Source organism: Streptomyces sp. NPDC048002, from assembly GCF_040653275.1.
GTDB lineage: Bacteria > Actinomycetota > Actinomycetes > Streptomycetales > Streptomycetaceae > Streptomyces.
Genome location: NZ_JBEZNL010000018.1, coordinates 42,923 through 65,446, shown reverse-complemented (window position 1 = coordinate 65,446; position 22,524 = coordinate 42,923). Strand labels below are relative to the sequence as shown.

Genomic DNA, 22,524 nt, shown 5'->3' with positions numbered 1-22,524 from the left:
TCGGGCCGGACGGCGTTCGCCCGGTTCAGCAGCCGTAGTCGATCAGGTCGAACGACGCGTAGTGGTCGGAGGTGTAGTAGTCCTCCTGGCTCGCCTGACCGGTGACGATCCGGCGGGCCCCGCGCGTGGAGACACCCGGGGTCTTGACCGTGTACTCGTGGTAGTACCCGCTCGAATGACCGGGCAGGATGCCTTCACGGTTGTAGAAGACGGAACCGTCCTGCGCGTACGGGAAGGGTCCGCCCTGCTCGATCAGGTCGAGCGTGTCGTACGCCTGGGAGGGCAGGTCGCTGTAACAGATGTCTCCGACCGCGGTGGCCGCCGCGGTCGCCGACGTCGCGGTGACGGTGCCGCCCAGCAGGACGGCGGAGAGCAGCGCCGCCGCGGCGCCGCTGCGAGTGATTCGTGGGGGGAATCTCATGCCCCCCATGATGACGCGCGTAGACCATGGCATGTCAATGACAACTCCGAGATTTTCCCTTCCCGGGTGAGGAGTTTTCGGGGAGTTAACCTGCCGCCCTACGCGTCCTCGGGGAGCCCGAACTCGCCGTACTCCGGGGCTCCGAGCACGTCGTAGGTCCGGATCGAGACGCCCGTCGAGGTGACCGCGCCGCCGGAGCCGCGCAGGGCCTTCGGGGTACTGCCCCCGGTGAAGAGGCGGCGGCCCGCGCCCAGCACGACCGGGAAGGTCAGCAGGTGCAGGGTGTCCAGGACGCCCAGGTCCCAGAGGGACCGGACGAGGGCACCGCTGCCGTGCACCTGGACCTCGCCGTCGGTGCGCTCCTTGACCGCGGTGACCTCTTTCGCCAGGTCCCCGCCGAGCACCGTGGTGCCGGACCACCCGGGGTCGGTGAGGGTGGCGGAGGCGACGTACTTGGGCAGGGAGTTGAGCGGTCCGGCGACCGGGTCCGCGGGATCGGTCACCTTGGGCCAGTAGTCGCTGAAGATGTCGTACGTCCGGCGGCCGAGCAGGAAGGCACCGGCCCGGCCGAACACCTCGCTGACGAAGCGGCCGAAGTCGTCGTCGGCGTACGGGAAGCTCCAGCCGCCGTGGGTGAAGCCGTCGCGGGTGTCCTCCTGGGGCCCGCCGGGGGCCTGGTAGACGCCGTCGAGGGTGACGAAGAGGGTGGAGACCAGCTTGCCCATGGGGTGCCTTCCTTCCGGTGGCCGCGGCTCTCCGCGGGGTGGTCGGGGTCCATCCGTCATGAGTGCAGACCCCGCCGGCACCCGCAACTCATCGGCGGCCCGCCGGACGGAGGGGCTCGATGTCCGTTCGCCGCCAGCGCGGGCGGGGCGCGGCGGCTGGGATGGGGACATGACTTCTTACGCGAGCGACGAGAACTACGAGGGCCACGGGGGCCGCGAAGGCAAGGAGCTGGATGGCAAGGTCGCGCTGGTGACCGGGGGCAGCCGGGGCATCGGGGCGGCGATCGCGCTCCGGCTGGCACGGGCCGGGGCGGACGTGGCCGTGACCTATGCGAACGGCGAGAAGGCGGCCTCTGAGGTCGTACGGGCCGTCGAGACGCTCGGGCGGCGGGCGGTGGCGCTGCGCGCGGACTCCGCCGACGCCGAGGAGGCCGCGGGGGCGGTGGCCCGTACGGCGGAGGCGCTCGGCGGGCTGGACGTGCTGGTGAACAACGCGGGCGTCGGGGTGCTCGGGCCGGTGGAGTCGCTGCCGCTGAGCGAGGTGGACCGGGTGCTGGCCGTCAATGTGCGCGGGGTGTTCCTGGCCTCGCAGGCCGCGGCCGCGCGGATGGCGGCGGGCGGGCGGATCATCACGATCGGGACGTGCATGACCCAGCGGGTGCCGGGGGGCGGGGGGACGTTGTACGCGATGAGCAAGTCGGCGTTGGTGGGGCTGACGAAGGCGCTGGCTCGGGAGTTGGGGGGTCGGGGGATCACCGTGAACATCGTGCATCCCGGGCCCACGGACACCGACATGAATCCGGCGGACGGGCCGTTCGCGGCGGGGCAGGTGGCGTTGACTGCGCTCGGGCGGTTCGGGACGGTGGAGGAGGTGGCGGCGACCGTTGCCCACCTTGCGGGGGCGGCCTATGTGACGGGGGCGGAGTTCTCCGTGGACGGGGGGCATGCGGCCTGAGGGTGGGGGCGGTGGAGGGATTTCGCCCCCGCCGCCCCTTCCCTTCCCGTCCCCAGGGGGCTCTGCCCCTTGGACCCCCGCTCATCAAACGCCGGAGGGGCTGGATTTGGCGCGAGGTCAGCCTGACAGTTCCTGGTGGCGGGTCGTCAGGGTCTTCGTGCCCTCCTCCGTGAGGGTGCCGAAGAGGTGGAGGCGGGAAATGCCGCCGTCGGGGTAGATGTCCACGCGGGCGTGGGTCGCGGTGACCGGGGACCGGAGCAGGAAGCGGTGGTTGGTGTCGGGCTGGAGGCGGGTGCGGGGCAGGATCTCGGTCCAGTCGCCGGAGTCGGAGTCGCGCACCGACACCGAGGCCCAGCCCGCGCTGTTGCCCTTCAGATACGCCGTGTCGATCTCGATCGCCCGGAGTCGGGACTGCGCGACCAGGCGGTAGCTGATCCAGTCGTTGCCCTGGTCTCGGCGGCGGCGGGTCTCCCAGCCGTCGTCCATCTTCCGGGACCGGCCGGGCTGGATGGTGTTCGTGGCCGGCGAGTAGAAGAGGTTCGACGCGTCCTCCACCCGGCCGCCGTTCTCCAGGGCGACCACGTCGAAGGTGCCGAGCGCCGAGAGCCACTCGGGGTCGGGGAGCACTTCGCCGTACACCCGCAGCCGGGCGATGCCGCCGTCCGGGTGCTGGTTGACCCGGAGGTGGGTGAAGCGCTGCTCGGCCCGGACCTCGAAGCCGTTGGCCGCGTGGCCGCCCACCGGGGTCCGGGGAACCAGCGTCGTCCACTTCACGTCGTCGCCGAGGAGTTCCTCGGGGGACGGTGAGCCGGCCACACAGGTGCCCTCGACCGATACCGCCTGCGGGTAGTTGCCGCGGAAGTGCGCCGTGTCGACGACGATTCCGCGGATCACGCCCGGCGCGCCGAGCCGCACCAGCGCCCAGTCGTGGTCCTCGGCGGTCGGCCAGGGGTGCCCGGCCGAGACGCCCCGGCGGCGGCGGGTCTCCCAGCCGTCCATGATCTTGCCCTTGTGCCCGAAGTGCTCGGGGTCGAACTCCGCCCGCTCGGGCAGCAGCAGGTTCTCGCGCTGGGCGAAGAACTCGTCGTTGGCGGCGATCACTCCGGCCCCGAGCCGCCGGTCGGCGAGGTCGGCGTACTGGGTGAAGGGGAAGTCGGCGGTGCGGTAGTCCGCGTACGGGTCACCGCCTCCGTACGGGTTCGCGTCACCGGTGAAAGTCTCAAACGCCGTCACTGCAAGTGCCTTTCGGAGTCGGGGCGGGAGGGGATGGTCACTGGGGGCGGGTGAGCAGGCGGCCCCTCGGCTCGGTGAACTCGCCTTCCGACAGCACGCGTTCGCCGCGCAGCCAGGTCGACTTCACCACGCCGTACAGGGTCTTGCCCGCGTACGCGGTCACCCGGTTGCGGTGCTGGAGGGCCGCCGGGTCCACGGTGAAGGTCTCGTCGGGGGCGAGGACCGCGAAGTCGGCGTCCCGGCCCGCCTCGATGGCGCCCTTGCGGTCGCCCAGGCCGACCAGTTCGGCGGTGCGGGAGGACATCCAGCGCACCACGTCCTCCAGACCGTGGCCGCGTCCGCGGGCCTCGGTCCAGACCGCGGCGAGGCTGAGCTGGAGGCCGGAGATGCCGCCCCAGGCGGTCGCGAAGTCGTCGGTCTTCAGGTCGGCCGTCGACGGCGAGTGGTCCGTGACCACGCAGTCGATCGTGCCGTCGGCGAGCGCCTGCCAGAGGAGGTCCTGGTTGGCGGACTCCCGGATGGGCGGGCAGCACTTGAACTCACTCGCGCCGTCCGGGACTTCCTCGGCGGTCAGGGTCAGGTAGTGCGGACAGGTCTCCACCGTCAGCCGGACGCCGTCCGCCCTCGCCGCGGCGATCAGGGGCAGGGCGTCGGAGGAGGACAGGTGCAGCACGTGCACGCGCGCGTCCAGTCGCTTGGCCTGCGCGATCAGTTGGGCGATGGCGGTGTCCTCGGCGTCGCGCGGCCGGGAGGCGAGGAAGTCGGCGTACTTGGGGCCGCCCTGCTGCGGGGCGGCGGCCAGGTGGTGCGGGTCCTCGGCGTGCACGATCAGCAGGCCGTCGAAGGAGGCGATCTCGGCCAGGGAGCGGGCCAGCCGGTCCTGGTCGAGGTGCGGGAACTCGTCCACTCCGGAGGGGGAGAGGAAGGCTTTGAAGCCGAACACCCCCGCCTCGTGCAGCGGGCGCAGGTCCTTGACGTTGTCCGGGAGGGCGCCGCCCCAGAAGCCGACGTCGATGTGCGCCTTGGCCGCGGCGACCTCGCGCTTGACCCGCAGGTTCGGGACGGTGGTGGTCGGCGGGAGGGAGTTGAGCGGCATGTCGACCAGCGTGGTGATGCCACCGGCCGCCGCGGCGCGCGTCGCGGTCCAGAAGCCCTCCCACTCGGTGCGGCCGGGGTCGTTGACGTGGACGTGGGTGTCGACCAGGCCGGGCAGCAGCACATGGTCGCCGAGGTCCTCCAGCCGGGCACCGGGGGGCAGTTCGGCGTCGTACGCGAGTACGGCGGTGATCTTCCCGGCGGCGACCGTGACCGTGGCGGCCCGTGTTCCCTCCGGGGTGATGACGCGCGTCGAACGCAGCACCAGCTCTACCTCGGACACCCGGGACCCCTCTCTGTGCACCGCCGTCTCGGTTCCGCGACACGCGCTTAACTTCCACGTTACGGAATTCAACGTTCTGTTGAAGGAGTCTTCACTCCCGCTCCCGCGCCGTCAAGGGCACACTGCTGTCCAGCGTCCCACCGCCGCCCACTCTGGACGTTTCCACAAAGCGGAATTAGAATTCCAGCAAGCAGAACGTAGCTACGCACAAGCGGGGAGTCAACCGACTGCCGGGTAGGCTTCTGCCCTCCCGCCAGCCCCGAAAGGAACGCGCCGTGCCGACGTCCAGCGCCAGCACCACCGACTCCGCCAAGTCCGCCAGCGGTGGCGTCCAGTCACTCGAGCGCGCCTTCGACCTGCTGGAGCGGATGGCGGACGCGGGCGGCGAGGTGGGCCTGAGCGAGCTGTCCGCCGGCAGCGGTCTGCCGCTGCCCACCATCCACCGTCTGATGCGCACCCTGGTGGCCTGCGGCTACGTCCGCCAGCAGCCCAACCGGCGCTACGCGCTCGGCCCGCGCCTGATCCGCCTCGGCGAGTCGGCCTCCCGGCTGCTCGGCACCTGGGCCCGCCCCTACCTCGCCCGCCTGGTCGAGGAGACCGGCGAGACCGCCAACATGGCCCTGCTGGACGGGGACGAGATCGTCTACGTGGCGCAGGTGCCGTCCAAGCACTCGATGCGCATGTTCACGGAGGTCGGCCGGCGCGTCCTGCCGCACTCCACGGGCGTCGGCAAGGCGCTGCTGGCCGCCACCCCCGACGCCGAGGTGCGCGCCCTGCTGGGCCGGACCGGCATGCCGGCCGCGACGGAGAAGACGATCACCACCCCGGACGGCTTCCTCGCGGCCCTGGCGGACGTACGCCGCCTCGGGTACGCCGTCGACGACAACGAGCAGGAGATCGGGGTCCGCTGCCTGGCGGTGTCGGTGCCCGACTCCCCCACCGCGGCCGCCATCTCCATCTCGGGACCGGCCGGCCGGGTCACCGAGGACGCCACCGAGCGGATCGTGCCGGTCCTCCAAGAGATCGCCCGCGAACTCTCCGAGGCTTTGGCCACCCAGAACCCCGCGTGAACGGCCCTGCGGGACCGTACGTCCGGCGCGCGTTCGGCGCCTCGGGACCGGCCCTCCGGCGCGTCGACGACCCCTCAAGACCGGTCGTCCGGAGCGTCAACGACCCCCTGAGACCGTCCGTCCGGCACATCCGCGGCCTCACACGACCGTACGCCTAACCCTGCCGCTCCCCCAGCAGTTCCACCGCCCGGCGCACCTCCGCCAGCGCGCGCGACAGCGCGCTGACCGAGCCGACGGCCCCCGCGACCAGCAGTAACGACCGCTGTAAGCGGGGGATCTCCGGTGCGCCGCCGAGCGTCATCGCGGCCAGTGCCGCGAGTTCCTCCTCGGCTATGCCCCGGTCCGGGAAGTCGGCCGGGAGCGCGGCGAGTTCGCGGCGCAACCGGGACACCGCGGTCCGCAGCCGCGCCACTGAGGGTTCCTCACCACTGCCGGTCACCGGCCTCTGCCCCAAGCTCCGCAACACAGTTCTCCCCCCGCGCACGCCGTTGTGCGCGTCCATGTCGTGACTCCTTCGAGCACCCCCGGGCGCCGGCCGTGCGCCGTGGGGACGCGGGTCAGTAAACGCCACCCCCGCGCCCCGCGCCACCGCGCGGACCGAAATTCAGCCCACGGTAAACCGTGCCCCCGCGGGGGCGTCCGGTATGCAGGAGGCATGACGGAGAACGAACAGCAGGTCGCCGGGCTGATCCTCGCCGCGGGCGGCGGACGGCGGCTCGGCGGACGGCCCAAGGCCCTCCTCGAACACCGCGGACGCCCACTCGTCGAACACGCGGCCGGCGTGCTGCGCGCGGCCGGCTGCGCCCCGATCCATGTGGTCCTCGGCGCACGGGCCGCCGAGGTGCACGAGCGCGCCGAACTCGGCGACTGCGTCCTGGTGGACAACCCCGACTGGGAGCAGGGAATGGGCACTTCGCTGCGGGCCGGGCTCTCCTCGCTCACCGGAACGGGCGCACGCGCCGCACTGGTCTCCCTCGTCGACCAGCCCGGCATCGGGGCGGAGGCGGTGCGCCGGGTGCTCGGCGCCCACGACGGGGAGTCCGCACTGGTCTCGGCCGCCTACGACGGGGTACGCGGGCACCCCGTACTGTTCGGCGCCGCCCACTGGGAGGGCATCGCCGAGGCCGCCACGGGAGACCGGGGCGCGCGCGGATACCTCAGGGAGCACGCGGCGGCGGTGCGGCTGGTGGAGTGCGGGGACGTGGCCCGCCCCTACGACATCGACACCGAGGCCGACCTGATCCACCTGGAGTGAGCGAGTCGTGGCACCGAGCGACACCTTGCCTCGACCCGGAGAATCTCGACATCAACAAACCATTGAGATTCCACGATGAGGAAACTACTATCCACTGTTCAGAAGCGTCCGACCGCACAGCGGGCGCTGAACGATCCCCGCGAGCCGCCTGGCACCCGGTGCCACCGCTGAAGGAAGTGACAGCTCATGTCCGCACCAGCGCCGTCCCCGCTGGCCATCGTCGACGCCGAGCCCCTGCCCCGGCAGGAGGAGGTCCTCACCGACGCGGCCCTCGCCTTCGTGGCCGAGCTGCACCGTCGGTTCACGCCCCGGCGTGACGAGCTCCTCGCCCGCCGTGCCGAGCGCCGCGCCGAGATCGCCCGCACCTCCACGCTCGACTTCCTCCCGGAGACCGCCGCGATCCGCGCGGACGACTCCTGGAAGGTGGCCCCGGCCCCCGCCGCCCTGAACGACCGGCGGGTGGAGATCACCGGCCCCACCGACCGCAAGATGACCATCAACGCGCTCAACTCCGGCGCGAGGGTCTGGCTCGCCGACTTCGAGGACGCCTCCGCACCCACCTGGGAGAACGTCGTCCTCGGGCAGCTCAACCTGATCGACGCCTACACCCGCGCCATCGACTTCACCGACCCCGTCTCCGGCAAGTCCTACGCCCTGAAGGCCGCGGACGAACTCGCCACGGTCGTCATGCGCCCGCGCGGCTGGCACCTGGGCGAGCGGCACCTGACGGTCGACGGTGAGCAGGTGCCCGGCGCCCTCGTCGACTTCGGCCTCTACTTCTTCCACAACGCCCAGCGCCTGATCGACCTCGGCAAGGGCCCCTACTTCTACCTCCCGAAGACCGAGTCGCACCTGGAGGCCCGCCTCTGGAACGACGTGTTCGTCTTCGCCCAGGACTACGTCGGCATCCCGCAGGGCACCGTGCGCGCCACCGTGCTGATCGAGACGATCACCGCCGCGTACGAGATGGAGGAGATCCTCTACGAACTCCGCGACCACGCCTCGGGGTTGAACGCGGGCCGCTGGGACTACCTGTTCTCCATCGTGAAGAACTTCCGTGACGGCGGGCCGAGGTTCGTCCTGCCGGACCGCAACCTGGTGACGATGACGGCCCCGTTCATGCGGGCGTACACCGAACTCCTGGTCCGCACCTGCCACAAGCGCGGCGCGCACGCCATCGGCGGCATGGCGGCCTTCATCCCCTCGCGGCGCGACGAGGAGGTCAACAGGGTCGCCTTCGAGAAGGTGAAGGCGGACAAGGACCGTGAGGCGGGCGACGGCTTCGACGGCTCCTGGGTCGCCCACCCCGACCTGGTGCCCATCGCCATGGCATCCTTCGACGCCGTCCTCGGCGAGAAGCCCCACCAGAAGGACCGGCTGCGCGAGGACGTCGTGGTGAAGGCCGAGGACCTCATCGCCGTCGACTCCCTCGACGCGAGCCCGACCTACGACGGCCTGGTCAACGCCGTTCAGGTGGGCATCCGTTACATCGAGGCGTGGCTGCGCGGGCTGGGCGCGGTCGCCATCTTCAACCTCATGGAGGACGCGGCCACCGCGGAGATCTCCCGCTCCCAGATCTGGCAGTGGATCAACGCCGGCGTCGAGTTCGAGAACGGCCGGAAGGCCACCGCCGAGCTGGCCCGCGAGGTCGCCGCCGAGGAGCTGGGGAAGATCCGCGCGGAACTCGGCGACGAGGCCTTCGCGGCCGGCCACTGGCAGCAGGCCCACGACCTGCTGCTGGAGGTGTCGCTGGACGAGGACTACGCGGACTTCCTCACCCTGCCCGCCTACCAGCAGCTGCGCGGCTGACGGAACCTCACTTGTCCGAGTGACCCAGGGACTTGTCCGGGGCCACTCGGTCGCGTACGGCCTGCTTCACCGCCGTGGGCTCGGGGAAACCCTGTTCACGGCGGTCCCAGACCACCTCGTCGTCGACCCGCACGACGAAGACGCCGCCCTTGCCGGGCCGCAGGGCCAGCTCGTCCAGTTCCGCCTCGAAGGTGGTGAGCAGTTCCTGCGCCAGCCAGGCCGCGCGGGGCAGCCAGCGGCACTGGGTGCAGTACTCGATCTCGACACGGCCACTCATCCGAGGTGCACCGACCAATCCTGTTCAGCGGCCGGCTTGCCGTGCAGGTCGGGGACCCGCTTCAGCCAGTCCGGCCGGCCTCGCTGTGTCCTCGCCGCGCGGAGTTCCTCCTCGGCGGCGAGTTCCTCCCGGGAGGGGAAGTCGGTGGGCAGCCAGGACGCGGAGGACCGCGCGCGGGCGTGCAGGTACTCCACGTACGCCTCCCGCGCGTCGTCGGGCGTCGCGAAGTCGGTGAGCCAGGCGTCGGGGACCTCGGCGACGATCCGGCGCAGCAGTTCCTCGGTGACCCGGGGCGCCAGTTCGGCGTCGGCGGCGCGGGTGTCGGGCGCGCTGTGGCCGAGGGCGTGGTGGCGGAAGTCGTAGGCCCGTGCGGGGTCGGAGGCGTCCCAGCGGTGGTGGAAGACCAGGGCGGCGCCGTGGTCGATCAGCCACAGGCGCGGGGGCGCGATGCCGAGGGTGGGCCACACCATCAGGTTGGAGCTGTGCACGGTGCGGTCGACGTTGACGGTGAGGGCGTCCAGCCAGACGACGCGGCCCGCCTCCAGCGGATCGACCTCGAAGTGCCGGGCGACCTCCGGGGTGAAGTCCCTCGCGCCGGGCAGGTAGTCCATGCCGAGGTTGAGTCCGGCGCTGGACTCGTGCAGCTCGCGGACCTCCTGGTGCGGTTCGTGCGCGGCGACGGCCGGGTCGAAGTGGACCAGGACCAGCTCGGGGAAGCGCAGGCCCAGGGCACGGGCCAGCTCCCCGACGATCACCTCGGCCACCAGGGCCTTGCGGCCCTGCGCGGAGCCGGTGAACTTGACGACGTAGGTGCCGAGGTCGTCGGCCTCGAACACGCCGGGGACCGACCCGCCGGAGCGCAGCGGGGTCAGGTAGCGAACAGCAGTCACATCGCGCAGCACACCGGCCAGCCTAAGCCAGGTCAGGGGCGGGGCGGGGCCGGGTGCGGGCGGGGCGGGGCCGGGTGCGGGCGGGCCCGGTCAGGGGCGGGCCAGGGGGTTGGGGAGGGGCTGGTAGCGGGTGGCGGCCCCGTCAGCGGCGGTCCAGCGCAGCAGCAGGTTGGTCTTGCCGGGGAGGGTGGGCGCGCTCAGCAGGGCGGGGATCTCGGGCAGCGGGTGGGCGGCGAGGGCGCGGCGCACCGCGGGCCAGGGGTCGAATCCCGGCCGGTGCTCGGCGAGCGCGGCGCCGACCTCCCACAGGTGGTTCACGACCAGGCAGTACACCAGCCGCTCCCAGCCCGCCGCCCGGTCCGCGTCGGCCGTCAGCTTCACGCCCTCGGCGTCCCGGAACAGGGCCCGCACCGGGGTGCCGTCGGGTCCGACGGCGACCAGGGTGTTCTGGAGGTGCGCCTCCAGGACCACGCCGTGGTCGGCGAAGGCCGTCAGGACGGACGGTACGACCGCGTCCAGATAGGCGTCCCACCAGGCCGCCGGTGCCTCGGCGGCGGCCAGGGGGCTGCCGGGGAAGCCCTCCACGAGGCCCGCCGCCAGCAGCGGCGTCTCGTCGGGACCCAGGTGGCCGCGCAGACCGTCCCTCACGAGGACGGCCAGTTCCTCGAAGGCGAAGTCGGCCGTGCGGTAGCCGCGGTCGCTGAGCCAGGCGCCGGGTCCGGTGGCGAAGGCCCGGACGACGGCCTCGTCGGTGGCGCGGAGCCTGAGCAGGTCGTGCTTCCAGAGCCTGCGGATGTCGTTGGTGATGCGTACGTCGAGGCTGAACTTCAGGAACAGGTCGTCCCCGGGCGCGTACACCGTGCGGATCGCGGCGGTCGGCCAGGTGGTGAAGCCGGTGGTGCCCAGCCGGATCAGCCGGCCGTCGGCGAAGGGCTCGGCCAGGTCGACGAGGTCGAGCTGCCAGGGGTGGGCGGGCAGCAGCCGGTAGCCGGGCGGCGCCTCTCCCAGGGTGTCCAGCGCGGACGGGTCGCCGTCCTCGACGACCGTGTCCTCCCGCAGCCCCAGCAGCACCAGCGGGAAGCGGGCGTACGCCTCGGGCGCGTAGGGCAGCCAGGCGGCCGCCGGGCCGCCGCCGCGCGCCTTGGGGGCCGGATGGTGCGGATGGCCGGTGACCAGGGACTGTTCGGAGAGCAGATACGGGTCGGCGGGGGGTGCGGTGTGCTCCCGGGCGGTGAGCAGCGCGGCGACCGCGTCCCGGCTGTCGGCCATCTCGGCGGGCAGTTCGTGGTTGTCGAGGCCGGTGTGCAGCCGCAGCTCGTCGGCGACGAGTTTCACCAGTTCGGGGTGGCCGACGCGGTGCCGGCGGCCGTCCGCGTGGATCTCCGGGTCGGCCGGGCGCCGCTCGCCCCGCACCCGCAGCAGCCGTCCGCTCGGCAGCCGGTGCGTGTGGGGCAGGTCCGGGTGCGGCTCCGCCACCTCCCGCAGCAGGCAGTTGAGCAGGGGCGCCGCCGCGAGGGCGTCGGCGCGGTCCGCGACGTCGGCGCGCCGGTCGGCGTCGGCTGCTGCGTCGGCGTCGGCGGGCGGGGGCATGAGGTCCACGCGCTTCACTCGTTCTCTACGGTCCGTTCGGGCGGTGAAGATCAGTATGTCTGTACTTTGCCGTCCGTCCTGACCTCCCGCTCGTCCCCGAGGAGCCATACGTGCACCGTCCCACCACCGCCGAGGCCGAGGTAGCGGCGGAACTGGCCGAAGTACGCCCCGGCCTGGCGTCCCGCTACGCGGACGAACTGCCCGGTGCCCGGAGCGCGGTGCTGTCCCGGCTGTGGCGGGCGCTCGCCCACGAGCCGCTGCCGTGGGTCACCGGCCGGGAGAGCGTCCCGGAGGGGCTGAACCTGCGCCTTTCCGACGGCCGGCGGCTGCACGGACCGCGGGCGGACCCGTACCGCACCGCCGACTACGCGGACTCCGTACGGCTGGAGGGCACCGCGTACGACGATCCGGCGCGGCTGATGACCGCTCTGGGCGTGGCGCACGGCACCCCCTTCGTGGCCGAACTCGGGCACAGCGTCGCCTCGCTGGCGCTGTCCCGGGCCGGGCGGCCGGATCCCTCGAACGAGTGGCCCGAGGAGGACTGGGAGTGGGAGCAGCGGGTGGTGGACGGACACCCGTTCCACCCCAACTGCCGTTCACGGCCCGGGTTCTCGGTCGCCGAGCAGCTGGCCTACGGGCCGGAGCACCGGCCGGTGGTGGAGCTGGGGCTGTGGCCGGTACCGGCCGAGGAGTGCCTGCTGACCGGCGAGTGGCCGGCCGAACTGCGGGACGGTGAGCGGCTGTTGCTGCCGGTGCATCCGTGGCAGGCGGCGCATGTGCTCAAGGGGCGGCCCGAGCGGGGTCTCGGTGGGGCCCGTCCGCTGATGTCCCTGCGGACGCTGGCGCTGCCGGGCGGGCCCCATGTGAAGACGGCCCTGAGCGCCCGGCTGACCTCGTCGGTGCGGGACATCTCGGTGTACTCCATCGCCCTGTCGGCGACCCTGTCCGCGTTCGCGGAGTCCCTGGCCGCGCGCACCGACGGGCTGTTGCACTTCACCCGCACGCTGGGCGCGGCGACCGCGGACTCGCCCGATCTGGCGGCCGTGCTGCGCGAGTCGCCGCGGGAGTACGCGGGTCCGGGCGAGCGGGTGGTGCCGGTGGCCGCGCTCGCCACCACCGAACTGCCCGGCCGGCCCGGCTGGTCGGCCGCCTTCGCGCGGCTCGCCCTCACGGTCGGGCTGCGGCTGCTGGAGCTGGGCGTGGCGCTGGAGGCGCACGGCCAGAACCTGCTGGTGGTGCTGGACGAGCGGGGCGAGCCGCTGCGGCTGGTCTACCGCGACCTGGCCGACATCCGGATCAGTCCGGCCCGGCTGGCCCGGCACGGCATCGCGATGCCGGAGCTGACCGGACGGATCGTCACCGACGACGAGAACGCCCTGCGCCGCAAGCTGTTCGGCTCCCTGGTGGCGGGCGCCCTGGCCGGGACCACGGGTTCGGCGGCGGCCCTGGGCGAGGCGCTGGAGTCGGCCGTACGGGAGGTGCCGCGCACCTCCGATCTGGCCGCGCTGTGCGAGGATCCGCTGCCGGCGAAGGCGCTGACGCTGATGCGGCTGTCGCCGCGGACCCCCGGGGACCAGTGGGCGCGGCTGCCCAACCCCCTGAAATGAGGGGCCGTTTTGGAGTGGAGCCCCCGGGGTCAATAGGATCCGCCGATGATCACAAGAACACGGCTGGCGGCGGGCTCCTGTGCTCTGCTCGCCGCGCTGACGGCGGGGCTGGCGTTCCCGGCCGGGGCGGCCGCCGGCGAACCCACGGACGCGGACGCGCCGAAGGTCAATCTCCTCCTCGACGTGAGCGGCTCGATGCGGGCGCGGGACATCGACGGCCAGTCCCGGATGGCGGCGGCGAAGCAGGCGTTCAACGAGGTGCTCGACGCCACCCCGGAGGAGGTCGAGCTGGGCATCCGCACGCTCGGCGCCAACTACCCGGGCGACAACCAGAAGACGGGCTGCAAGGACACCGCGCAGCTCTACCCGGTCGGGCCGCTGGACCGCACCGAGGCGAAGACGGCGGTGGCGACCCTCACGCCCACCGGCTGGACCCCGATCGGTCCGGCGCTGCTGAAGGCGGCCGACGACCTCGACGGCGGCACCGGCTCCAAGCGCATCGTGCTGATCAGTGACGGCGAGGACACCTGCGCCCCGCTCGATCCGTGCGAGGTGGCCCGGGAGATCGCGGCCAAGGGCATCGGGCTGACCATCGACACCCTCGGTCTGGTCCCGAACACCAAGATGCGGCAGCAGTTGAGCTGCATCGCGGAGGCGACCGGCGGCACCTACACCTCGGTCGAGCACACCGACGAACTCACCGACAAGGTGAACGACCTGGTGGACCGGGCGGCCGATCCGGTGGTGACGCCGGTGGCGACCGAGGGCGCCGACCGCTGCACGGGGGCGCCCGCGCTGGAGTCCGGCCTGTACACCGACCGCGAGGAGTTCGGTCAGCAGCGCTGGTACCGGGTGGACGTCGAGCCGGGCCAGGAGCTGCGCGCCTCGGTGAGCGTGGCCGCCGACCGGGCGGTGGCCCCCTCCTACGGGGTGCTGCTGCGGGCGGTGACCGTGCACGGCCGGGAGATCGTGCGGGGCGAGGCCGCGGGCGACGGCCGTACCGACGTCATATCCACCGGGCTGCGCTACCCGAAGGCGGAGCGCGACGAGGACGAGGCCGCCGAGACGGTGTGCCTCCAGGTCACGCACTCCTTCTCGGCGGACGCGGGCGTGCAGACCACGCCGGGTCTGCCGCTGGAGCTGACGGTGGACGTCGTGGACGGTCCGTCGGACTCCGACGACGTGGCCTCCTTCGGCCTCGGGCGCGGCTGGTGGCTGCTCGGCGTGCTGATCCTGACCGGCTTCCTGGCCGGGCTCGTCTGGGGCTGGCTGTCGCGCTGGCGGTTCGCGGTCTGGAGGACCAACTGATGCGCATCACACGTACGTTGACCGCCGCCCTGCTGATGCTGGGCGTCGCGGCGGCACCCGCCGTCGCGGAGGACGACCCGAAGGACGAGGCACCCACGCGGGCGGGCACGTCCTTCCGTACGGCGACGGAGTTCGAGCAGGGCCAGGAGGCCACCGCCAAGGCCTCGGCGGGTGACTACCTGTACTGGTCGTTCCCGGCGGACGCCGGACAGCGCCCCACCGTCACGGCGACGGTGAAGCTGCCCGAGACGCACGCGGCCGAGACCTGGCAGGTCGACGTCTACGACGGACTGCGGCGCCGTCAGGCGTGCCAGTACGGCGCGCAGACCCGCACCGCCTCCGCGGACGCCGCCTCGGTGGAGCTGGCCTGTGTGCTGCGCACCGTGCGGGCCTGGTCGGAGCCGTGGGCCGACGACCCGCTGCCGGGCACCTACTACGTCCGGCTGACCGCGGTGAACCTCGCCACGGGTGACCTGGGTCTGCCGGTGGAGACCTCGGTGCGGGTGGACTCCAAGGACATCGGCGGGGCGGCCGCGGTGGACGGCTCGCTCGGCGAGCCGCTGGTGCCGGGCGTTGCGACGCAGGCCAAGTCGGATTCGGAGGACGAGGATTCGGCCGTCCTCTCCAGCCTCGACCCCGAGGACGGCTGGTCCTCGGGCTGGTGGTCCGACCGCTGGGTGTGGACCGCGGTGGGCGGCGTGCTGGCCGCGCTCGCGGGCGTCGGCGGCTACGCGCTGACGCGCGGCAACGGCCGTCCGCGGCACGTGCCCCCGGGCGCCTGACCGTCCCGTGGGGCCGGTGTCCGCCGCTTGCGGGCACCGGCCCCACCCACGCTCACCGGGCGTCTCCCGCCGTCTCCCGCCGGGCCCACAGGTCCGCCGGGACGGCTTCCAGGGCCCGGCCCTCGTGGTCCAGCATGCGGGCGCTGTGCTTGACGGGGCGGATGGTCACCGTGCGGTCGGTGACGGTGAGCGCGGGCACCCGCAGCGCCATGTCCGTCTCGAAGCCGGGGAGTTCGCTCAGCGAGGACAGCCAGGCGATGCAGATGAGGTTGCTGGACCCGGCCACCGCCGCCGCGAGCCGCACCTGCGGCAGCCGGGCGAGGGCCTTGCCCGCGCGCGTGAGGTCCTCGGGGCGGACCGACGCCCACAGGGTCGCGGTGACCGGCCGTCCCACCGCGCTGCGGGCCACCTCGCACCGCAGCAGCACCGACCGGGTCTCGATGATCCGGCGCAGCCTGCGGGCCGCGGTGCTGGTCCCGTTGCCGAACCGCGCGGCGGGTTCGGTGGCGCTCACCCGCCCGTCGCGGCTGAGTTCGACGACGATCCGGCGGTCCAGGTCGTCCCGCAGCCCCGGCGCCCAGGCCGCCGGCGTCTCCGCCGGGGCACGTGGGGCCACCGCGCGCCGGGCGGCCGCGTCGAGGGCGCCGAGCCGCCACTGCGCGCCCTCCGTGAACCCCTCGGTGATCAGGTTGGTCCGCGTGGACCGCACTCCGGGCAGCAGCCGCACCCGTGAGGTGACATAGCCGACGAGCCCGGCGAGGCTGGAGGCGGCGACCGTCACCAGCAGGTCCCGGGCGCCCGCGGTCTCCTCGACGGTGATCGCCTCGGGGTCGCGGGCCACGGCCGCGGCCACCGCGTCGGTGGTGCGAGCCTCGCACTCGACCTCGACGACGGCGTGCGCGCTCTCGTCCCTCGGCCCCGGATACCCGGTGACCCAGGCGAGGCCCCGCTCGGAGATCCGCTGCCAGCGCCGGGCGGCCGTCACGGCGTCCGTCTCCAGCGCCTGCGCGACCGCCGCCCAGGGGGCGCGCGGATTGATCTGGAGCGCGTTGATCACCTCACTGCCCCAGAGCGGCAAGCTCCTTCGCCAGCGGGCTCTCGCCGCCCACCGTCACCTGCCCCCCGCTCACCGCTTCCGCGAGGGTGAGCCGCCCCCGGGCGAGGTCCTCGCAGGCGGGCCCGGACACGGTGAGCAGCGCGTCGGGCCGCCCGGCCGCGGGCCCGTCCCCGTAGTACCCGGGCCCGTTCGCGGGACCGTCAGCCCCGCCGCCTCCGAGGTACAGATGGAACGTCCCAACCTCCAAGCGGACTTCGACGACTCCGCCGACGCCCCCGACCTCCCCCAGCGCCCTCAGCAGGGGCAGCGCGAACCAGTGGGCGCGCACCGCGTCGGTCGGCCGGCGCTCGCCCAACTCCTCCTGGCCCCACGCGCCGAGGGCCTGCAACACGGGCAGCAACTCGCCACCGCGCGGGGTGAGTTCGTAGACGTAGGCGGCGCCCGGCGGGGGCAGCCTGCGGCGGGTGGCGAGGCCGTCCCGTTCCATGTCCTTCAGCCGTGAGGCCAGTACGTCCGTGCTCACGCCCGGGAGATCCGCGTGCAGGTCGGTGTAGCGGCGCGGGCCGGCCAGCAGTTCACGGACGATCAGCAGGGTCCAACGGTCACCCACCGCGTCGAGCGCGCGAGCGGCGGAACAGTACTGGTCGTAGCTTCGGCGTGGTGACATGGGACGCAGTCTAGACATGTCATTGGACTTTCCAAGTGCGGACTTGGTAAAACCAAGTGACACCAGACACTGGAGGGGCGCATGGAGTTCCGGCAGTCGAACAAGCTCAGCGAGGTCTGCTACGAGATCCGCGGCCCGGTGATCGAGCACGCCGACGCGCTGGAGAAGGCGGGGCACAGTGTGCTGCGCCTGAACACCGGCAACCCCGCGCTGTTCGGCTTCGAGGCGCCGGAGGAGATCCTCCAGGACATGATCCGGATGCTGCCCCAGGCGCACGGCTACACCGACTCCCGGGGCGTGCTCTCCGCCCGCCGGGCCGTCGCCGGGCGCTACCAGAACCTGGGCCTGGACGTCGACGTGGACGACGTGTTCCTCGGCAACGGCATCTCCGAGCTGATCTCCATGGCCGTGCAGGCGCTGGTCGAGGACGGCGACGAGATCCTCATCCCGGCCCCCGACTTCCCGCTGTGGACGGCCGTCACCACCCTCGCCGGCGGCAAGGCGGTCCACTACCTCTGCGACGAACAGGCCGACTGGTACCCGGACCTGGACGACATGGCGTCGAAGATCACCGACCGCACCAAGGCCGTGGTGATCATCAACCCCAACAACCCCACGGGCGCGGTCTACCCCAAGGAGATCATCGAGGGCATCCTCGACCTCGCCCGCAGGCACGGCCTGATGGTCTTCGCCGACGAGATCTACGACCAGATCCTCTACGACGACGCCGTGCACCACTCGGCCGCCGCCCTCGCCCCCGACCTGGTCGTCCTGACCTTCTGCGGCCTGTCCAAGACCTACCGGGTGGCGGGCTTCCGCTCGGGCTGGCTGGTCGTCACGGGGCCCAAACAGCACGCCAGGAACTACCTGGAGGGCCTGACCATGCTGGCCTCCATGCGGCTGTGCGCCAACGCGCCCGCGCAGTACGCCATTCAGGCCGCGCTCGGCGGACGCCAGTCCATCCACGAACTGACCGCGCCCGGCGGACGGCTGCACGAACAGCGCAACGTGGCCTGGGAGAAGCTCAACGAGATCCCCGGGGTGTCCTGCGTGAAGCCCAAGGGCTCGCTGTACGCCTTCCCCCGCCTCGACCCCAAGGTGCACCGGATCCACGACGACGAGAAGTTCGTCCTTGACCTGCTGCTGCGCGAGAAGATCCAGGTCGTCCAGGGCACCGGCTTCAACTGGCCCACCCCCGACCACTTCCGCATCCTCACCCTGCCGCACGCCGAGGACCTGGAGGCGGCGATCGGCAGGATCGGACGGTTCCTCGGCGGGTACCGCCAGTAGCCGGCGGGTAGGTCGTCGCCCATGAGCGAGCGACCGCTGCTACTCCTCGACGTGGACGGCCCCCTCAACCCGTTCCGGGCCCGCTTCGCCCGGCATCGGGGCTATGTGACCTGCCGCGTGCACCCGGCGGGCTGGTCGGCAAGCCAGCGCCCGGGTTCGCGAAGACTTCGCCGGGGTCTGCGGGTCCGGCTGCATCCGGGGCACGGGGCCCAACTGCTCGCGCTCCCCTACGACCTGGCGTGGGCGACCGTCTGGATGCACGAGGCGAACGAGATGATCGCGCCGGCCATCGGGCTGCCCGGGGACCTGCCGGTGATCGAGTTCACGGACATGTTCGAGCCGGACCCCGAGGGCCTGTTCTGGAAGACGCGCCAGATCGTGGCGTGGGCGGCGGGACGGCCGTTCGTCTGGGTCGACGACATGATCACCGACCGGGACGTGGCCCATGTCGCCGAGCACCACGACGGTCCGGGGCTGCTGATGCCGATAGACCCGCGCCGGGGGCTGGAGGAGGCCCAGTTCACCCGGCTCGCGGCCTGGGCCCGTAGCCTGTGAGCCATGGGTGATCTTCTCCTTGTGCGGCACGGCGAGACCGAATGGTCCAGGTCGGGGCGGCACACAGGTTCCACGGACGTTCCGCTCACCGAGCACGGGCGCGCGGAGGCACGGCGGCTGGTGCCGCTGATCCGCTCGCACCGGATCGGCGCCGCGTTCGTCAGCCCGCTGCAACGGGCCAGGGAGACGGCCGAACTGATCGGCCTCACCGAGATGCGCGTCGATCCCGATCTGCGGGAGTGGGACTACGGCGGGTACGAGGGCATCACGACGGTCGAGATCCAGCGGGAGCGGCCCGGCTGGTTCCTGTTCGACGACGGGGTCGCGCCCGGCCCGCCGGAACACCCCGGGGAGAGCCCGGAGGAGGTCGGGATGCGCGCGGACCGGATGCTCGCCAAGGTGGACGCGGCGCTCGCCAACACCGAGGGGGTCGTGGTGCTGGTGGCCCACGGTCACTTCCTGCGGGTGCTGACCGCGCGGCGGCTCGGCCTGCCGCCCGCGAAGGGGGCGCTGTTCCAGCTGGCCACGGGGACCCTGGGCCGGCTGAGCACCGAGCACGGGCGCCCGGTGATCGCCGGGTGGAATGTCAGACCCCCGGCGTAGCGTGCGAAGCGGTGGGGACCCCGGACCCGTGAGGAACGGTGGGACCCCGCGACGATCGGTGGGGTGCCGCGAGGAGCGGGCGGCACCGTGGGAAGGGAGCGCGCCGTGACACGACCGCCGACCGCCGCCCAGCGGCGGGTCATCGACGCCGCCGACCCGGCCACCGGCCGGCTGCGCGGCGGTACGGAGGCCCAACTGGCGGCGCTGGTGAAGCGGGGGCTCGCCTTCCGGCACCCACGGCCGCCGCACGACCACTTCCTGACCCCGGCCGGGCATCGCATACGGGAGGCGGCGGAACCGGCGGACGTGCCGGAGCCCGCCGCCGCCCCGAGCGGGGTGTTCGCCGCGCGCGTCGGCGGCGAGGGGGAACCCGGGGGCGGGCCGGCGCGGGGCCGCGAGGTGCGCAGCGCCTGGGAGGGGCTGCTGGAGCTGCGCCGGATGACCAACACGGACGGTTCCACCGGCCGGCCGTGCGGCTGGGAGCGCGCCCATCTGGTGCAGGCCGCAGCGCTGGCCCTGGAGGCGGCCGGTCACCCTCCGGCGGGAGCGGCGCCGGACGCCCCCGGGTACCGAGTGCGGGCGACCCCGCAGCCGGAGGCGGTCGCGGTCCACGCGGACGAGCCAGGCGCGCTCAGGGCCTGCGCGGAGACCCTGGAGGGGGCCGGCTGGCAGACGGGCGAACACACCGGCCCACGGGGGAAGGCGCGCTACCTGCTGGCCTCCCCGCGCCGGGACTAGGTCCGGGGGTTCACACCGGGTCCGGCCGGTGCTCCTCGTCGTAGGCGGCCCGGGACTCGGCGATGTACCCCCGGGGCGGTACGGTCGCGTGGACGGTACGGGCCTTCCCTCCGGCGCCCGCACTGCCCGCGATGCTGCTGCTGTGCGGCGGCCGCCCTGATCCTGACGGCGACGGTGCTGCGGCCCCGCAGCTGACGGGCTCCGCCCCGCAGGTGACGGGCTCCGGCCCCGCAGGTGGGGTGCTCCGGCCCCGTGGCTGACGGGCGGGCCCCGGTCGGCGTGGGTCGAAAACCGGGTGCGGGTTCGGCCCCGCCCCTGCGAGGCTCGGCTCCCATGGCAGCGAGACGCATCAAGCCCAGCCTCTACATCTCCGTCGACATCGAGGCCGACGGGCCCATCCCGGGGCCGTACTCCATGCTCAGTCTGGGGGCCGCGGTCGCCGGGCGGCAGGACGGGGACGGGTTCGTCGCCGAGGATCCCGAGCGCCGCACCTTCTACCGTGAACTCCGGCCGATCAGCGCCGATTTCGTGCCGGAGGCGCTCGCGGTCAGCGGACTGGACCGGGAGCGCCTCGGCGTGGAGGGAAGGGATCCGGCGGTCGCCCTCGCGGAGTTCGGCCGGTGGGTGCGTACCGCGGCCGGGGAGGACGCGCAGCCCGTGATGTGCGGCTACCCGGCGTCGTACGACTGGACCTTTCTGTACTGGTACCTGATCCGGTTCACGGGGTCGAGCCCGTTCGGGCATTCCGGGTGCCTGGACATGAAGACCCTCTACGCCACCAAGGCGGGGCTGCCGCTGCGGGCCGTCGCGAAGGGCAGGATGCCGCGCGAGCTGCTCTCCGGGCGCCGGCACACGCACCATGCCCTCGACGACGCGATCGAGCAGGCGGAGCTGTTCGCCAACCTCATGGCGTGGCCGGGGCCGGCCGGGTCGAGTGACTGAGTTCCTCGCCCGCCTCCATGGGGTGGGTGACGTCCTCGGCGTCGCCGCCGCGGCCCAGGTGGTTGAAGGCGAGGTTGAGCAGGACGGCGGCCACGCAGCCGGTGGATATGCCGGAGTCGAGGATGATCCGCGCGGTCTCCGGGAAGGCGTGGTAGAACTCCGGCGCGGTGATCGGGACGATGCCGACCGCGAGGGACACGGCCACGATCAGGACGTTGTTGTCCTTCTCCAGGCCCGCCCGGACCAGGGTCTGGATGCCGCTGGCCGCGACCGAACCGAACAGGACCACGCCCGCGCCGCCGAGCACCGGGCGCGGGACGACCGCGATCAGTGAGGCGGCCATCGGACACAGGCCCATCAGGACCAGGAAGCCGCCGCCGGTCGCCACGACGTAGCGGCTGCGGATCTTCGTCATCGCCACCAGGCCGATGTTCTGGGCGAAGGCGCTGCACATGAAGCCGTTGAAGAGGGGGCTGAGTGCGGAGCCGAGGGTGTCGGCGCGCAGGCCGGCCGCGATGGTCCGCTCGTCGGCCGGGCGGTCGACGATCTCGCCCAGCGCCAGCATGTCGGCGGTCGACTCGGTCATCGAGACGATCATCACCACGATCATCGAGATGATCGCCGCGACCTGGAACTGCGGTGCGCCGAAGTGGAACGGGGTCGGGAAGCCGATCACATCGGCCTCGGCGACCGGCGCGAAGTCCGTGACGCCGAACGGGATCGCGATCAGGGTGCCGCCGACGAGGCCCAGCAGCACCGCGATCTGCTTGACGAAGCCGCGGGTGAAGCGGCGCAGCAGCAGGACCAGCAGCAGGGTGACGGCGGCGAGGCCGAGGTAGGTGCCCGAACCGTAGTCGTCCGCGCCGGGGTTGGGGCCCTGGGCCCAGCCGAAGGCCACGGGCAGCAGCGAGACGCCGATCAGGGTGATCACGGTGCCGGTGACCACCGGCGGGAAGAAGCGGACCATCTTGCTGAAGAACGGGGCCGCGAGGAAGCCGAGCAGACCGGCGACGATCACCGCCCCGAAGATGACGGGCAGGGCGTCGGACTTGTCGTCGGTGGAGGCGACGATGGCGGTCATGGGGGCGACGCCGGCGAAGGTGACGCCGTTGACGAAGGGCAGTCGGGCGCCGATCTTCCAGATGCCGAGCGTCTGGAGGAAGGTGGCGAGTCCGGCGGTGAACAGACAGGCGCCGGTGAGGAAGGTCAGTTCGGTGCCGGACAGGCCGATGGCGGCGCCGACGATCAGGGGCGGGGCGACGACTCCGGCGTACATGGCGGCCACGTGCTGAAGGCCGGTGGTCGCCATCTTCAGGGCGGGGAGTTTCTCGTCGACTGGGTGAGCGGACACGGCGGCTCTCCTCCGGGCGGG

Annotated in this window: 23 protein-coding genes; 12 read left to right on the top strand and 11 right to left on the bottom strand. The window is 72.8% G+C overall.

Features of this window, described 5'->3' with window-relative positions:
* Positions 1–25: 25 nt before the first annotated feature.
* Together AB0E07_RS22375 and AB0E07_RS22370 are read right to left on the bottom strand one after the other, a co-directional pair.
* Positions 26–421, bottom strand: coding sequence for a ribonuclease domain-containing protein (locus tag AB0E07_RS22375; protein WP_362254768.1), 396 nt, complete (start codon positions 419–421; stop codon positions 26–28).
* Between the two features lie 98 nt (positions 422–519).
* On the bottom strand, positions 520–1,146 hold the full coding sequence (locus tag AB0E07_RS22370) for a dihydrofolate reductase family protein (RefSeq protein ID WP_362254765.1): 627 nt from the start codon (positions 1,144–1,146) through the stop codon (positions 520–522).
* Positions 1,147–1,315: 169 nt separating this feature from the next.
* Between AB0E07_RS22370 and AB0E07_RS22365 the strand changes: the two genes are divergently transcribed.
* Positions 1,316–2,101 (top strand): SDR family oxidoreductase, encoded by a 786-nt coding sequence (locus AB0E07_RS22365; RefSeq protein ID WP_362254762.1) that lies wholly within the window; start codon positions 1,316–1,318, stop codon positions 2,099–2,101.
* A 117-nt stretch (positions 2,102–2,218) separates the two neighbouring features.
* On the opposite strand, the gene alc is transcribed toward AB0E07_RS22365, so the two are convergent.
* Positions 2,219–3,334, bottom strand: coding sequence for an allantoicase (gene alc, locus AB0E07_RS22360; protein ID WP_362254759.1), 1,116 nt, complete (start codon positions 3,332–3,334; stop codon positions 2,219–2,221).
* A gap of 37 nt (positions 3,335–3,371) precedes the next feature.
* Positions 3,372–4,712: an allantoinase AllB gene (gene allB, locus AB0E07_RS22355; RefSeq protein WP_362254757.1), complete on the bottom strand. Its 1,341-nt coding sequence runs from the start codon at positions 4,710–4,712 to the stop codon at positions 3,372–3,374.
* Positions 4,713–4,987: 275 nt separating this feature from the next.
* Between allB and AB0E07_RS22350 the strand changes: the two genes are divergently transcribed.
* Positions 4,988–5,782, top strand: a complete 795-nt coding sequence (locus AB0E07_RS22350) for an IclR family transcriptional regulator (protein WP_362254754.1) — start codon at positions 4,988–4,990, stop codon at positions 5,780–5,782.
* A 154-nt stretch (positions 5,783–5,936) separates the two neighbouring features.
* Here AB0E07_RS22350 and AB0E07_RS22345 read toward each other — a convergent pair whose 3' ends face one another.
* Positions 5,937–6,248 (bottom strand): DUF5955 family protein, encoded by a 312-nt coding sequence (locus tag AB0E07_RS22345; protein ID WP_362254971.1) that lies wholly within the window; start codon positions 6,246–6,248, stop codon positions 5,937–5,939.
* Positions 6,249–6,437: 189 nt separating this feature from the next.
* Between AB0E07_RS22345 and AB0E07_RS22340 the strand changes: the two genes are divergently transcribed.
* Together AB0E07_RS22340 and aceB are read left to right on the top strand one after the other, a co-directional pair.
* Complete coding sequence (locus AB0E07_RS22340) at positions 6,438–7,037, top strand: nucleotidyltransferase family protein (protein WP_362254751.1); 600 nt, start codon at positions 6,438–6,440, stop codon at positions 7,035–7,037.
* Between the two features lie 186 nt (positions 7,038–7,223).
* Positions 7,224–8,846, top strand: a complete 1,623-nt coding sequence (aceB, locus tag AB0E07_RS22335; RefSeq protein WP_362254747.1) for a malate synthase A — start codon at positions 7,224–7,226, stop codon at positions 8,844–8,846.
* A 7-nt stretch (positions 8,847–8,853) separates the two neighbouring features.
* Here the strand turns inward: aceB and AB0E07_RS22330 are convergent, their stop codons facing one another.
* The 3 genes from AB0E07_RS22330 to AB0E07_RS22320 all read right to left on the bottom strand — a co-directional run bounded on the left by AB0E07_RS22330 (position 8,854) and on the right by AB0E07_RS22320 (position 11,603).
* On the bottom strand, positions 8,854–9,123 hold the full coding sequence (locus AB0E07_RS22330) for a SelT/SelW/SelH family protein (RefSeq protein ID WP_362254744.1): 270 nt from the start codon (positions 9,121–9,123) through the stop codon (positions 8,854–8,856).
* Positions 9,120–10,025, bottom strand: coding sequence for a HipA family kinase (locus tag AB0E07_RS22325; RefSeq protein ID WP_362254741.1), 906 nt, complete (start codon positions 10,023–10,025; stop codon positions 9,120–9,122). Before AB0E07_RS22325 ends, AB0E07_RS22330 begins: the two co-directional genes overlap by 4 nt.
* Before the next feature lie 78 nt (positions 10,026–10,103).
* A complete protein-coding gene (locus tag AB0E07_RS22320; protein ID WP_362254968.1) occupies positions 10,104–11,603 on the bottom strand; it encodes an IucA/IucC family protein in 1,500 nt (499 codons plus the stop codon).
* 110 nt (positions 11,604–11,713) lie between these two features.
* Between AB0E07_RS22320 and AB0E07_RS22315 the strand changes: the two genes are divergently transcribed.
* Genes AB0E07_RS22315 through AB0E07_RS22305 form a run of 3 tightly spaced genes read left to right on the top strand, consistent with a single transcriptional unit; the run spans position 11,714 to position 15,300 of the window.
* Positions 11,714–13,210 carry an IucA/IucC family protein gene (locus AB0E07_RS22315; protein ID WP_362254738.1) on the top strand — a complete coding sequence of 499 codons (1,497 nt, stop codon included), beginning with the start codon at positions 11,714–11,716 and terminating at the stop codon, positions 13,208–13,210.
* Between the two features lie 45 nt (positions 13,211–13,255).
* On the top strand, positions 13,256–14,518 hold the full coding sequence (locus AB0E07_RS22310; RefSeq protein ID WP_362254735.1) for a VWA domain-containing protein: 1,263 nt from the start codon (positions 13,256–13,258) through the stop codon (positions 14,516–14,518).
* Complete coding sequence (locus AB0E07_RS22305) at positions 14,518–15,300, top strand: hypothetical protein (protein ID WP_362254732.1); 783 nt, start codon at positions 14,518–14,520, stop codon at positions 15,298–15,300. The genes AB0E07_RS22310 and AB0E07_RS22305 overlap by 1 nt, the downstream gene beginning before the upstream one ends.
* Before the next feature lie 52 nt (positions 15,301–15,352).
* On the opposite strand, the gene AB0E07_RS22300 is transcribed toward AB0E07_RS22305, so the two are convergent.
* Together AB0E07_RS22300 and AB0E07_RS22295 are read right to left on the bottom strand one after the other, a co-directional pair.
* A complete protein-coding gene (locus AB0E07_RS22300) occupies positions 15,353–16,378 on the bottom strand; it encodes an Lrp/AsnC family transcriptional regulator (RefSeq protein WP_362254729.1) in 1,026 nt (341 codons plus the stop codon).
* Complete coding sequence (locus AB0E07_RS22295; RefSeq protein WP_362254726.1) at positions 16,359–17,024, bottom strand: helix-turn-helix domain-containing protein; 666 nt, start codon at positions 17,022–17,024, stop codon at positions 16,359–16,361. Before AB0E07_RS22295 ends, AB0E07_RS22300 begins: the two co-directional genes overlap by 20 nt.
* A gap of 81 nt (positions 17,025–17,105) precedes the next feature.
* On the opposite strand from AB0E07_RS22295, the gene AB0E07_RS22290 reads away from it, so the two are divergent.
* The 5 genes from AB0E07_RS22290 to AB0E07_RS22270 all read left to right on the top strand — a co-directional run bounded on the left by AB0E07_RS22290 (position 17,106) and on the right by AB0E07_RS22270 (position 21,152).
* Positions 17,106–18,314 carry a pyridoxal phosphate-dependent aminotransferase gene (locus AB0E07_RS22290; protein WP_362254724.1) on the top strand — a complete coding sequence of 403 codons (1,209 nt, stop codon included), beginning with the start codon at positions 17,106–17,108 and terminating at the stop codon, positions 18,312–18,314.
* Positions 18,315–18,335: 21 nt separating this feature from the next.
* A complete protein-coding gene (locus AB0E07_RS22285; protein WP_362254721.1) occupies positions 18,336–18,869 on the top strand; it encodes an HAD domain-containing protein in 534 nt (177 codons plus the stop codon).
* A 3-nt stretch (positions 18,870–18,872) separates the two neighbouring features.
* Positions 18,873–19,472: a histidine phosphatase family protein gene (locus tag AB0E07_RS22280; RefSeq protein ID WP_362254718.1), complete on the top strand. Its 600-nt coding sequence runs from the start codon at positions 18,873–18,875 to the stop codon at positions 19,470–19,472.
* A gap of 105 nt (positions 19,473–19,577) precedes the next feature.
* Positions 19,578–20,210 carry a hypothetical protein gene (locus AB0E07_RS22275; protein WP_362254716.1) on the top strand — a complete coding sequence of 211 codons (633 nt, stop codon included), beginning with the start codon at positions 19,578–19,580 and terminating at the stop codon, positions 20,208–20,210.
* Between the two features lie 333 nt (positions 20,211–20,543).
* On the top strand, positions 20,544–21,152 hold the full coding sequence (locus AB0E07_RS22270) for a 3'-5' exoribonuclease (protein ID WP_362254713.1): 609 nt from the start codon (positions 20,544–20,546) through the stop codon (positions 21,150–21,152).
* On the opposite strand, the gene AB0E07_RS22265 is transcribed toward AB0E07_RS22270, so the two are convergent.
* Entirely contained in the window at positions 21,115–22,503 is a 1,389-nt protein-coding gene (locus tag AB0E07_RS22265) for a nucleobase:cation symporter-2 family protein (RefSeq protein ID WP_362254710.1), read from the bottom strand. The two genes, AB0E07_RS22270 and AB0E07_RS22265, sit on opposite strands and share 38 nt — an antisense overlap.
* Positions 22,504–22,524 lie beyond the last annotated feature (21 nt).